We start from the raw sequence: 12738 nt of genomic DNA on the forward strand, positions 1-12738 counted from the left end.
AGGACATTTCACTTGATCTTTCTTCAGCACACTTCCACACACGATGCATTCCGACGTCCCCACCCGCCTCCTACCGCATATGTAAAGGTATTGCTGATTAAAAAAATACGCATAGAAGCAAGATCGCTCTGTGGGATGAGAATTAACAGAATTCAGCATTGGCAATAGAAGGAGGCACCGCTAAAGGTAACGGATATATAAGGCTGTAGCTCAGATAATGTATGGAGCAGATATGGACGCCGGGGGGGCCGTTCTTGTAGCATTGGTCGTGATCCCATCCATCGCAGCCATATTGGTCGCAATTGGCGACAGGGAATGGCACGTCAAAGTGGTCGTTCTGATATCCTCATCCGTTAGCATCATCCTCGCTCTGACCGCCTTGTTGTTAATGGTATCTGATGGAACAACCTTCTTGATGGTCGAGAGGTCCGAACTGGGAGAGCCTGATCTGGCCATCGTTGTAATGGATATATTGACAACCTTTGTCCTAATATATGTGGGATATTCCAGGAGGAACATCTCGATCCTCCTCCTGGCATCGATGATCTTGATCACTTCAATTTTCATTGAACTTCTGGTCAAACAAAGAGGCGACGACCCTGTGCTGATGGCCGATCATCTCGCCGTGATAATGCTGTTGATAACGAACACTGTCGGTGCTGTCATCTGCATCTATGCATTGGGCTACATGTCTGGCGACCGACGGCAGAACAGGTTCTTCGCCTTTATGCTGCTCTTCATCTCGGCCATGAACGGCGCGGTCGTGAGCAACGACCTGGTTTGGTTGTTCATGTTCTGGGAGGTCACGACGCTTTGTTCGTACATGCTGATATCGCATGATGCCACTGCAAAGGCCTACGTTTCTGCAGAGAGGGCGCTGGTCTATACTTTGATCGGCGGGTTGGCCTTATCATCCTCATTCATTCTTATCGCCGAGGATTTCCCGACCTTGGAGATCTCGGTCATGGAACCTTCGATGATGACCGACATCGTCGTAGTTTCCATACCCATGATCGTTATCGCTGCATTGGCAAAGTCCGCTCAGCTACCATTCCAATCTTGGCTGGTAGGGGCTATGGTCGCTCCGACCCCCGTCTCTGCATTGCTCCATTCGGCCACCATGGTCAATCTCGGGGCCTATCTGGTCTTAAGGTTTTGGCATTTTTGGCACTTCTATGATTATTTGGGCTGGGGCCTTGTGGCGATAGGTTCCATTACATTCCTCTCTACATCCATATTCGCCCTGAGACAGAGCAATTCAAAAAGGGTCTTGGCCTATAGCACGATAGGCAATCTGGGCCTTGTCTTCGTTTGCGCAGGCATTGCGACCGAGATCTCAGTGGCCGCGGGCGTGCTCTTGCTCTTTTTCCACTCGATCGCGAAGGCCTTGCTGTTCCTTGCAGTTGGGATGGTCAAGCACACGACAGGGAGCGAAGATATCGAGGACATGCAAGAGCTGAGGCAGAGAATGCCTCTGGCGGCATTCTCGATCTATGCCGGTGTATTTTTAATGGTCTTTCCTCCGTTCGGGCTTTTCGTGGCCAAATGGATGTTGTCCGAGGCCGCGGTCGCCATGCCGGCGGTCGCTCTGGTCCTGGCGGTGGGACTGGGGGCAACAACGGCATATTATGGGAAATGGTTGGGGAGGATGTACATGTCCCCGAGCGGGTCCACCAGGACCCCTTTGAAAGGTAAGAGCGTGGGGCGTTATTACTCCTATCCGATATTGACACTGATCGCAATGGGGGTCTCGCTGAGCTCGATTATATCATTGGTCATAGGTGGATTGGTGGACCCCTATGTTACCTCTGGGGCCGAGGTCGATATCTGGGGGGTTCTGAGGACCGATACTGGCGCGGTGCCTCTGTTCGCCTTGTTCATCGTGATGGGCGTGTGCTTTGTTCTCTTCTCGCTGTACCTGGCCCCTGGCAAGGATGAGATGGATGTGGAATATACTTGCGGGGAGCCGTTCCAGGCCGTGGTGGGCGGCGCATATCTATACGATGAGAGGGCGGAAAGATGGGGCATCGTGATCTCCGAATCCACTGCCTTGGCGCTCATTGTGCTGTTGTTGATATCGCCGTATCTGGACATCGAGGTGGTCCTATGACCGACATCATGACGGCCCTGGCGCTTACGGTCCTCGGCCCTTTATCGGTAGGTCTCCTCTTGGGGGTGGACAGAAAGCTGACGGCGAGGATGCAGAACCGTGTAGGGCCGCCGATCCTCCAGCCGTTTTATGACCTCATAAAGCTCTTTGGCAAGGAAAGAAGGGCCGATAACCAGGCCCAGATTTCCTATGCGGCGGCATGCTTGTTGCTCCAGATGGTGGCCTTCATCATCTTCGCCACCGGCGGTGACCTTCTGGTGGCCTTTTTCGTGAGCGGTGCCGGAAATCTTGCATTGGCCTTGGGGGCCTTCAGCTCCAGGTCTGCTTTCGGTCAGATCGGGGGGCAGAGAGAGCTGCTGCAGGTGCTGGCCTATGAACCGGTGCTGTTCCTCGTGATATTCATGTTAGGGTGGTGGAACGGTTCATTCCTTTCTGACAGCTACTCAGACAACCTCTTAGGTGTCATGATTCTTGTTCTGGTCGCAATGATGCCGGTCGTCCTCATTGTCATGCAGAAGTCACCTTTCGATATCGCCACAGCACACCAGGAGATCGTGTCCGGCGTTTATGTGGAATACAGCGGTACCTATCTGGGCATTCTTGAGCTCGCACATTGGTTCGAGCTGGCGTTCATCTTCGCTGTGATGACCTTGTTCTACAACGATGATGATGTGGTCCTCTCTATCGCAATAAAGGTCGCCATTGTTCTTGCCTTTGTGTTCTTTGCAATTTTGATAGACAACTCCTCAGCAAGGCTCACCAGGTGGGATATGATCAAGCTTACATTGCTCATCGGGATCGGTCTTGTCTCTGTCAACATGGCCGCTATTTGGTTGCACACCGAGGGGGTCTTCTGATGAGAAGGGATGCTGCGACAAGATCTCCTTGGATACTCCATTTTGATACTGGGTCGTGCAACGGTTGCGACCTCGAGGTCTGGGCCCTTTTGACGCCCCGTTACGATGTCGAGAGGTTTGGAATGGTCAATAAGGCGAACCCGAAGCATGCGGACATATTGTTGATCACTGGCCCGGTGACCAGGAAGGCCGAGGAAAGGTTGGTCAACCTTTATAATCAGACGCCGGAGCCCAAGCTCGTCATCGCATGCGGCGACTGCGCTTCAAATGGTGTGCCATTCTTCGACTGTTACAACGTCTGCGGTGGAGTGGACAAGGTGATACCGGTCGACATGTACGTCCCAGGATGCAGCTGCAGGCCTGAGGCGATCATGGACGCTGTGGTCAAAGGGATAGAGCTATGGAAAAGAAAGGCCCAGGAGGAGAGGTCATGAGCGCCGCAGAGATCGATGTCAGAAAAAAGCTTGAAAAGATGATGTTGAAGGCGCCCAGGCCTAGGCTGGTGGACATCATGGCCGCCGACAGAAGGGACGGCACCTATGACCTCATCTATGTCTTCCAACACGAGGGGTCCTTGGTCGACCTGAGATATGTGGTGACCGAGGACGAGGAGATCAGCTCGATATCGGACCTATATTCCGGGGCCCTGTGCATGGAAAGGGAGATAATCGACATGTTCGGCCTGAAGTTCAAAGGCGTTGAGGGAGGTTTCCTGCTGGACAAGAACAGCCCTAAGAATCCATTGAGGCTCCCCAGAAAAGAGGTGGAAAAGGATGCCTAGAAGCTCGGTCATACCGTTCGGGCCACAACATTCGGCCTTCTTGGAACCACTCCATCTTCGATTGGACATCGAGGAGGAGGTGGTGGTCGGGGCTGAGATCTCATACGGTTATAACCACAGAGGGATGGAACATGCTCTGGCCCAGGATTTCAGGCGTTCGCAGTTCTTATGCGAAAGAGTGTGTGGGATATGCTCATTCCACCACTCCTCGGCATATGTCCAGGCGATGGAGCGCCTTTATGGCATCGAACCACCGGAAAGGGCGAAGCTGATGCGGATGATCATGATGGAGGCCCAGAGGTTGACAAGCCACCTTTTGGCGCTCGGCCATATCGCAGAGACGGTCGGTTATGAGAACCTCTTCATGCAGTTCTTCCGCGAAAGGGAGGAGGTCATGATGCTCGTGAACAGGGTCTCCGGAGGCAGAGTGCATTATTCAATGAACGCGATCGGGGGGTTGAGGAAGGACGTTCCATACGAATCGCTGAAGGACATAGAATCAACATTGGACAGGCTCGAGCCCAGGCTGATCGAGCTGCAGAGGATCGTAAGAAAGGATACAACACTGCGTAAAAGATTGATAGGAGTGGGGGTCCTGTCAAAGGAGGCGGCATTCGACTGGTGCACGGTAGGACCTACCGCCCGCGGCAGCGGGCTCCCTCATGATATAAGGCTGACAGGGTTCGATGGATATGGTGTCGACGGGGTCCGCTTCAGCCCGATATCCTATGAGGAGGGCGATTGCTATGCCCGTACAATGGTGCGCATGGACGAGGTCATTCAGTCTGTCTACCTTATGAGACAGGGAATCAACCTGATGAGGGACGGCCCATATGCAACGACCGTCAAGGGAAACCCCCCTTCCGCAGATGCCTACGGGAGGGTAGAGGCTCCGCGAGGGGAGCTGATGTATTGGATAAGAGGAAAGAACGAGGTCCAGCTTGATAGGGTCAAGCTCAGGACCCCTGCCCTGGTCAACATCCCTGCCGTTACGGCCATGATCAAGGGGGCCAGGGTCGCTGATGTGGCACCGATAACCATTTCGGTGGACCCATGCATCTGCTGCACGGACAGGTGATCCTTTGTCGATGATCATCTCCAGCCTTAGGAACCTCTTGTCCCGTCCATATACTGTCAGATATCCGTATGAGGATGCTCGGATACCTCCGAACAACCGGGGCAGGGTCGTATGGGATATGGAGAGATGCATATGGTGCCGACTTTGCGAGAAGAACTGTCCGACCAAGGCCATTTCCACGGACAAGCAGGCCAAGACCCAGAGCATCAATCGCGTGAGATGCATACAATGCAGAACATGCGTCGATATCTGCCCGACAAACACCATCGCCATGGAGCCAGGATATCCAGAGCCTGGCCCCGTGAGGGAGATACACATCTATGCGGTCGGTATGAAAAGGCATGAATATACTATCACCTCGATGCCCCCGAGCGAGAGGGACGAGAAGAGACTGAGGAGGAAGTGAGATGCCCTCGGGTCTGGAGATCTAGGAGTTCACTGAGCTTGTAAAATATATCTCGTTCTTTTTCAGCGTCATCGGGGTCGCAACGGTCTCTTTTGGGGGAGCAAGGGCCATCTATCAGATATTTGAGAGATGGACCAAGAAACAGGCCATTGATGTCCATGGTGTCAAGGTCGGGTTCGTCCAGCTTATCATCCTCGGTCTGGACTTTTTCATCGCCGCGGATATACTCATGTCATTCATTGCACCGACCTTGGACGATCTCGTACTTCTTGGGACCGTCGTTGGTATCAGGACCGTATTGAGCTTCTTCCTTTCGCGGGAGACGAAGGAATAGCAAGGCCGATGACGCCCTCATGATCATATTGTACTCGTCATAGGACCTTCCTGATGGATCTTTCATGTTTTGTCAATCGCGCTTCCTTGATATCATGGCTTGTCCTTGTCAGGGGGCAGTCAGTTCTATATGATCGGCCACTATCGATATTCTATAGGGGAGTCATTCTACCTAGTTTTATAGAAGATCCCTAAGATGGTTAATTTCTAAATTGCTCCTGTTTTGAATTATTTTTCTTGCAAAACCTACTTCATGATCTACTTCATCAACGGTCGGAAATTTCCCTCAGACCAGAGAGCCCCCTGAGCTCTCCCAAGGGGAGCAACCCGATGTCAGAACAACCATAGACCTTGGCCCTGCCGATATCCAAATGGGCCAGCACAGGGGAGATCGTTCTTCCACCATATCCCGATGTGTAATCCGTGCCTGGCGCCAACGGAGAAAAGGCCGGCAGTACGACGATCCTTTCCTTCTCAAGATGAAGGAAGCAAGGTAGCCTGACATTGGCCCGCACCTCATCGAAGACCTTCACGGAGGGGTGTTCATGCCCGATGACAAGCGGCCTTGAATCAGTGGGGGTGTGACCATGCATCAGTGTTATACCGCCTATGATGAACCTTTCCTCCACATTTATGCCGAGCTTAAAGGCGATGTTCGGAAGGTAATTATCATGGTTACCTCGGGCAACATTGACCTCGCTCGATTCCTTGAGCAGCGAGAGGATGGATCGTACCTCTGCCAGCTCTTGGCCAACATTCCTTGAGAATTCATGTTTCAGGTCGCCAAGGATGACAACCCTTTTAGGCGAGTACCTATCGATGATCTCGATCAGCGCCTCCCTCATGTTGTCGGTCTGGAACCTTGGAAGATGAAGGCCGTCCGCCTCCAGGGCGCTCTCCAACCCTATATGCAGATCGGCGATAACTATGGTCGCCTCATGCTCGAGCCAAAGACACCGGTCATTTGTGATCCTCGCTCCGGGAAAGACCTGATGCGTCCTCATGGGCACCTACCGATATGATATAAAGCAGCATCTTCAATGATTGTATCGGTACTTTCTGTTCTGTAGAACGATCTAGATGACCTCATATCGAAGAATCGACCTCTGGCGTTAATGGAACAATCATACTGAGATCATAGGCCATTCGAATCAAAATTGATAGCGAGCCCTAAGGGTTAATATATCGTCCTTGGAGGTTCGCTCCGGTAAGGTGCAAACTCATGCAGGCACTCGAAACTTCGAAGCTCATTACAGAGGAATACTCAGCGAAGATAATCCTTGCGACAATGGGCCGACCAAGGAATGCTTTTGAGTTGAGCGAGAAGCTTGGGATACCCATAGCGGCATGCTACCGCAAGATCAAGGTCCTTGAGAAAGCAGGAATGATCTATTGTTGCGAGAGAAGATTGACGCAGGCAGGAAAGCGCATCTCGATGTATAAATCGCGGGTCAGGAACGCACAGATAATAGTCGAAAGGAACAGGCTCAGCGCCAAGATAGAAATGGTGGACGGCACTTCCACCGTGGCATCCTATGAGATGAACCTTTTCGCCGATGTGGCCGTTCCATGAAACGATATCCTTGATGAACATGATGATGGGCCAAGTGGCCTGTCGATTCATTTCTTCATGTCATATTATTATACCTTGACCTGCATAATGTTCCAATAGATGTTGTTCGACAAGGTCCTTATACCGGTCGACCTGAGCGATGCTTCTGTCGGTCAGGTCGATTGCATCGTAGGGATGAGGCATTATGGCCTCAAGGAGGCCGTTCTCTATTATGCGATAGACGTGGGAGACGCCCCGACCCAGGACGAGAGGTCGAAGCTTGAGGCGTTGGCAGAAAAATTTTCCTCTGCGGATATCCCGGTCAAGGTCGTGACCGAGGTGGGCAAACCGTCAACAATGATCCTGAAGGCGGCAAAGAAGGAAAAGGCGACCATGATAGCCATGGCATCTTCGGGGAAATCGAAGAAAAGGGAACTTGTCGTGGGCTCGGTCTCTCTGGAGGTCGTAAGGAGGTCAAAGGTCCCTGTACTGATAGGCAAGTTCGAAGGGGGCCTTTCCCACAAGGTCGAGAAATGCCCTTTTCTGCTGGAGAGCGTTCTAATATCTATGGACCTCGGTCCAAGCACCAAGATTCTGATGCAGACCTTCAAAGAGATCGATGCTGCTGGTTGCAAGAAGGCGGTCCTATTTCATGTGGTCCAGAGCGCCAAATACAGCGTCGAGGACGATGTGAAGTTCCAGCAGGTCAAGGAAGACCTGCTTAAATGGAAAGAGGGCCATAAAGGGACGAGCGAGCTCGATACCCACCTACATTATGGAACGCCCGCATACAATATCCTTGAGGCGGCCAGAGAGTTCGATTCGACCCTCATCATCATGGGAAATGTCGGTAAAGGGCTGCTGCACTCGATGACGCTAGGTTCGGTCTCTGACGAGGTATTGAGGAAGTCGCCTGTTCACGTCCTCATTGTCCCGGTCAGATGATCATTGGATGGTCCGGGCGTGTTGCCTCATGAACTGTGTGAGATAAAGTGCGGTCCCCGTGCCCTTGCCCGTGCTTCCAGATGCCTTCCAACCGCAGAACGGCTGAGAACCGACCATCGCTCCGGTCGTAGCACCCCTTGCTCTGTTCGCATAGCATACGCCGGCCTCTATGTTGTCAAAGAAGTATTCGATCTCCGACCGCTCGGTCGAATATATCCCCGCCGTGAGACCGAAGTCCACATCATTGGCCTTCCTAAGGGCCTCTTCCAGGGACCTTACTCTCTGCACGCATAATATCGGAAGGAAGAGCTCGTTCTTCAGCAGGAAATGGTCCTCATGCAGGCCGGTGACTATTGTGGGGGCCACATAATAGCCTTTTAGGCCAGGCACCTCTATCTTCTTTCCGCCGCAATGCACCTTTCCATCCTTTCGCGCCATCTCCACGTATCTCTCATAATCTTGGACGGCCTTGGCATGAATGACAGGGCCGGAATAGGTGTCCGCCTTCCTCGGGTCGCCGAACCTGAGGGATTCTGTCCTGCGTACGAGCCGGCCTACGAGATCATCGAAGATCTCCTCATGAACGTATGCTCTGGAGCAGGCGGAGCATTTCTGACCAGAATAACTGAACGCCGAGTGAGCTATGCCCCTGACGGCCTTTTCGAGGTCCGCGGACGGCATGACCACCGCGGGATTCTTCCCTCCCATCTCCGCGATGACCGGCACAGGGTATCTCCTCAATGACCTTTTGATCAGGTCAAAGCCCACTTCCTTTGATCCAGTGAAGACGAATCCGGATATTTCGGGGTGAGCTGTCAATCTGCCTCCTACCTCGGCCCCTCCTCCGGTGACGACGTTCATGACACCTGGGGGCAGCCCCGCTCTCTCCAATATGTCATAGTAGAGGTAAGGCATCAAAGGGGCCGGCGACGCTGGTTTGACGACGACGGTGTTCCCCGTGACCATAGCCCCTGTCATCATGCCACAGCTTATGGCCAATGGGAAATTGAATGGGCATATGACGGCCCAGACGCCATATGGCCTCAGGACGCTCTGGGACCGTTCGTCCTCATAGGCCCTGGGGGTCTCATTTGAAAAGCCGTTGTTCTCCTTCATGCATCCCACATAGTATCGCACGAAATCGATGGCCTCGTCCACCTCGGCTATGGCCTCGTGCCTGTTCTTACCATTGTCATAGGTTATCGCCGCAGCAAGTCTGAACCTTTCCTCATCCATGATGTCAGCGGCCTTTGTGAATATCCCCAACCTTGTCTCGAGATCGGCCCTCGACCAGTCGCTGAAGGCCCTTTTTGCGGCATCGACGGCCGCGTCGACATCCTCCGCGCTCCCCCTTGGGAATCTTCCAACAATGATGTTCTCATCGATGGGGGAGCGGTCATCGAAGTGCGATCTGCCCGTGATCCTTTGGCCATCGATGACAAGCGGGTATTGCTTTGGACCCAAGGCCAGGTCCTTGGTCATGATCTCGATCTCGCCCTCGTAGCGAAGGTCGTACAATCTCGCCTGCCCGTCCCTGACCATGTTGTGATAGGTGTTGACGTTCCGGAACACCATGAGGTCCACCAAGCTCTTACAGGAAGCTCGAGATAGATAATCCCTTGGGAAGGCATTATTTGGCCATCACTTCCTTGTATAATTTCTCCACCTTCGTAAGTATGGTATCAGGCGAGTATCTGGACAATACTATTCTTCCATGCGCCCTCATCTCGTTGGCCTTGACCTTATCATATAATACCGTCTCAAGCTTTTCCGCAAGGTCCCTGGCATCTCCAGAGCGGAATGAGAGGCATGCCTCCTCCAATATCCTGCTGGAGGGCCCCTTGTCCGAGACCACAAGGGGGACATTGAAGGCCAACGACTCGAGGAGCGTCCTCGCGAACGGCTCCGGCCATAATGCAGGGTGGACAAAAACATCGGCCAATGCATAATATCTCGCTATCTCCTCTTGAGGAAGGAAACCTGGAAAGACGACCCTGTCCCCGACCCCCAGCTTAACGGCAAGTTCCTTCAATTGTTCGGTATAATCGCCCTTCCCTACCAGATAAAGCACGATGTCCTTCCTGTCGATGATAGAGAGCGACTCGATCAGGACCTGCAGTCCCTTCTCGACCTCTAAACGACCAGTGTAGATGATGTTCTTCGTGCCCTTGTGCTCGGTCCTCGGCGTTGCATTGGCCAGCCCCATCATCGCGGGGTCGAACATGTTCGGTATCACCCTGATCTTATCTGGATCGAAGCCGGATGATACATAATATCGCTTTGTCTCCTCTGATAATGCTATGTACATATCAACATCCCTGGCATACCTTCGGAGCGCATGGAACTGGGCCCAGTGGAACGGCATGAAGGCCTTCATGGCGATCCCCCCTTTCCTTTTCATCGCGCATGCGAGCGTGTCCAAAGGAGTGCATGCGGTACATTCATCCTCCTCGAAGTTCGAAGGGTTTGTGCATACGGGGACCATATTGTTCAGCGTTGCCACGACCTTCGACCTGTTCTTTCTGGCATAAAAAACGGCCGCCGGGATCTGTTGGCAGTTGTAAACATGTATGATGTCATATCTCTTGTTCAATCCCTTCATCGCCTTGACCGCATACATGTTGAGCTGGAGAAGCACCTCCCTGCGCGGGTGGGGCAGATATCGGACGAATCCTCTTTCAGAGGTGATCTCGTCCCTGATGTCCCCGTTGAAAGCGAGCACGTCCACATTCATCCCTCTTGACCTCAGGCCCTCGACGAGAAGCCTGCAGCTGAGGGCACAGCCCCCTGTTATCCTCGGGGGGTAGTCTGGAGTTATCATCAATACAGTAGGTGCTCCTGCTTTCATTCTTATGACCTCATTAACAACTGGCTTATAGTTATAATTCACCTTTCGGCATGGTCAGGATGAGGGCCATCAAGCATATCCAAGGAAGATATCATTAAATGTGGTTTACTTAGATATGGGGGGAAATGGGGTTTTAATTTGCGTTCCATAGAGGTCTCGGGCCTTTTGAAACGATTTGGCAACATAACGGCCGTCAATAACGTTTCATTCTCGGTAGAGAAAGGAGAGTTCTTTGGGCTGTTAGGCCCGAACGGGGCAGGTAAGACGACCACCATAAGGATGATGACAGGCGTGCTGAGACCAGATGCTGGGAGCATCTATATCGAGGGGACCGATGTATTAAAACGACCTCTCGAATCAAAGATGAAGACCGGCGTCATCCCAGAGGTAGGGAATGTTTACCCTGACCTCTCGGCCAAGGAGAACATCGACCTTGTCGGCAGGTTCTATGGGCTCTCGGCCGAGAAAAGGAGATCGAGGGCCGAGGAGCTGCTGAAGGACCTGGGTCTTTTGGAGCGAGGGGACGACCTTGTCCGAAGATTCTCAAAGGGGATGAAGCAAAGGGTCTCGATAGCCTGCGCGATGATCCATGAGCCGCCGGTCCTATTCCTTGATGAGCCGACAGAAGGCTTAGATGTCCAGAGCAGAAGGATGATCGTTGACCTAGTAAAAAAGATGAACGCGAAGGGGAGCACGGTCGTCCTTACGACCCATAACATAGAGGAGGCCAACCGCCTGTGCCAGCGTGTCTGCATAATAAACAAGGGATCGGTGGTCTGCATAGAGGCCCCCGAGAAGCTTAGACGTACGTATGAAACGACCCAGACACTGGAGGTCTCTTTCGACAGAAAGATCGACCTTGGGTCGTTCTCGGCCCCGCATATATCGAAGGTGGAGATGGCGGGGGACAAGTGGCGGTTCTATACTGACGATCCCGACCTTGCCATAGAATCGGTGATGAGATTAAAGGAGGAAAAGGGCGCAAGGATACTTTCGATCACAACCTTAGGGCCGAGCCTTGAAGATGTTTTCGTCAAGCTTACCTCATCGGGGGTGTGCTGATGAACCTGGACGTCATGTTGCGAGGGGTCTCGGTCGTGATGCGCAAGGATGTCCGCATCTATTACAGGAAGGCCCCCGTCTTCATATTCGGTCTCATACTGCCCACATTCCTTTTCTTTGCCTTCTTCATAGGCCGCGACCTCGATATACCGACCTATTTCCCAGGGTTCCTTGCGATGTCCTTATTCTTCACGTCCTCGTCAGTGGGCCCTCTTATCGTACCATGGGAGAAGCAGACTGGGACGTTTGAGAGGCTGTTGTCCATGCCTGTGAACGTGACGACGGTCGTTCTCGGTGATGCGTTGGCTGGGGCCATCTTCGGGATGCTGATAGCAGGCATTGTTGGCATAGTAGGTATCTTCGCCTTAGGCATCGCGGTGAGCAATATCATGCTCCTCATTCTCCTTTTTGCCATTGGCAATTGCTGCTTCGCAGCTCTTGGTGTTCTCCTATCGACGTTCGGAGGGAGGGTGCCTGCGAACATCATGATGCTCGCGGCATTGGTGAGATTCCCTCTTATTTTCATCAGCGGCATCTTCGTGCCATTGAGCGAGCTGAGCGGGCCAGGGATCTACGTCGCATATTGTTCTCCATTGACCTACCTGGTAGATGGTCTGAACTACAGCCTGGACCATGGCAGCGAGCTGGGATGGGCGATATGCGTGGTGGTCCTTCTTGCATTCACAGCGCTCTTTGTGCTGGCGGCCATCAAGGTGCTCGAACGTAACCTGATGAAAGGGCTATGATGATCGATAAAGGAGGTTCT

General features: G+C 52.7%; 14 protein-coding genes. 11 read left to right on the forward strand and 3 right to left on the reverse strand.

Features of this window, described 5'->3' with window-relative positions; all coding sequences use genetic code 11:
* The first annotated feature begins 217 nt into the window (after positions 1–217).
* The 7 genes from HPY73_01175 to HPY73_01205 are packed head-to-tail and all read left to right on the forward strand — an operon-like array spanning position 218 to position 5566.
* Positions 218–2110: an NADH-quinone oxidoreductase subunit L gene (locus HPY73_01175; protein ID QLH74195.1), complete on the forward strand. Its 1893-nt coding sequence runs from the start codon at positions 218–220 to the stop codon at positions 2108–2110.
* Entirely contained in the window at positions 2107–2967 is an 861-nt protein-coding gene (locus HPY73_01180) for an NADH-quinone oxidoreductase subunit H (GenBank protein ID QLH74196.1), read from the forward strand. The genes HPY73_01175 and HPY73_01180 overlap by 4 nt, the downstream gene beginning before the upstream one ends.
* The gene (gene nuoB, locus HPY73_01185; protein ID QLH74197.1) at positions 2967–3401 is read left to right on the forward strand and encodes an NADH-quinone oxidoreductase subunit NuoB; all 435 of its coding nucleotides are present in this window, start codon (positions 2967–2969) and stop codon (positions 3399–3401) included. The genes HPY73_01180 and nuoB overlap by 1 nt, the downstream gene beginning before the upstream one ends.
* Positions 3368–3748: an NADH-quinone oxidoreductase subunit C gene (locus HPY73_01190; GenBank protein ID QLH74198.1), complete on the forward strand. Its 381-nt coding sequence runs from the start codon at positions 3368–3370 to the stop codon at positions 3746–3748. The genes nuoB and HPY73_01190 overlap by 34 nt, the downstream gene beginning before the upstream one ends.
* Positions 3741–4826, forward strand: coding sequence for a nickel-dependent hydrogenase large subunit (locus tag HPY73_01195; protein QLH74199.1), 1086 nt, complete (start codon positions 3741–3743; stop codon positions 4824–4826). Before HPY73_01190 ends, HPY73_01195 begins: the two co-directional genes overlap by 8 nt.
* 4 nt (positions 4827–4830) lie before the next feature.
* Positions 4831–5232 carry a 4Fe-4S binding protein gene (locus HPY73_01200; protein ID QLH74200.1) on the forward strand — a complete coding sequence of 134 codons (402 nt, stop codon included), beginning with the start codon at positions 4831–4833 and terminating at the stop codon, positions 5230–5232.
* A gap of 49 nt (positions 5233–5281) precedes the next feature.
* A complete protein-coding gene (locus HPY73_01205; protein ID QLH75596.1) occupies positions 5282–5566 on the forward strand; it encodes a DUF1622 domain-containing protein in 285 nt (94 codons plus the stop codon).
* A gap of 265 nt (positions 5567–5831) precedes the next feature.
* Here the strand turns inward: HPY73_01205 and HPY73_01210 are convergent, their stop codons facing one another.
* On the reverse strand, positions 5832–6575 hold the full coding sequence (locus tag HPY73_01210) for a metallophosphoesterase (protein ID QLH74201.1): 744 nt from the start codon (positions 6573–6575) through the stop codon (positions 5832–5834).
* Positions 6576–6787: 212 nt separating this feature from the next.
* On the opposite strand from HPY73_01210, the gene HPY73_01215 reads away from it, so the two are divergent.
* Both HPY73_01215 and HPY73_01220 read left to right on the forward strand, forming a co-directional pair.
* Entirely contained in the window at positions 6788–7138 is a 351-nt protein-coding gene (locus HPY73_01215; GenBank protein ID QLH74202.1) for a helix-turn-helix transcriptional regulator, read from the forward strand.
* A gap of 99 nt (positions 7139–7237) precedes the next feature.
* Positions 7238–8062 carry a universal stress protein gene (locus HPY73_01220; GenBank protein ID QLH74203.1) on the forward strand — a complete coding sequence of 275 codons (825 nt, stop codon included), beginning with the start codon at positions 7238–7240 and terminating at the stop codon, positions 8060–8062.
* On the opposite strand, the gene HPY73_01225 is transcribed toward HPY73_01220, so the two are convergent.
* A complete protein-coding gene (locus HPY73_01225; GenBank protein QLH75597.1) occupies positions 8063–9637 on the reverse strand; it encodes an aldehyde dehydrogenase family protein in 1575 nt (524 codons plus the stop codon). It lies immediately after the preceding gene.
* A 55-nt stretch (positions 9638–9692) separates the two neighbouring features.
* Positions 9693–10910: a glycosyltransferase family 4 protein gene (locus tag HPY73_01230; GenBank protein QLH74204.1), complete on the reverse strand. Its 1218-nt coding sequence runs from the start codon at positions 10908–10910 to the stop codon at positions 9693–9695.
* A 138-nt stretch (positions 10911–11048) separates the two neighbouring features.
* On the opposite strand from HPY73_01230, the gene HPY73_01235 reads away from it, so the two are divergent.
* Together HPY73_01235 and HPY73_01240 are read left to right on the forward strand one after the other, a co-directional pair.
* Complete coding sequence (locus HPY73_01235) at positions 11049–11972, forward strand: ABC transporter ATP-binding protein (GenBank protein QLH74205.1); 924 nt, start codon at positions 11049–11051, stop codon at positions 11970–11972.
* Positions 11966–12718, forward strand: a complete 753-nt coding sequence (locus HPY73_01240) for an ABC transporter permease (GenBank protein QLH74206.1) — start codon at positions 11966–11968, stop codon at positions 12716–12718. Before HPY73_01235 ends, HPY73_01240 begins: the two co-directional genes overlap by 7 nt.
* Positions 12719–12738 lie beyond the last annotated feature (20 nt).

It is taken from the genome of Methanomassiliicoccales archaeon, assembly GCA_013415865.1.
In the GTDB taxonomy this organism is placed as follows: domain Archaea; phylum Thermoplasmatota; class Thermoplasmata; order Methanomassiliicoccales; family UBA472; genus MVRC01.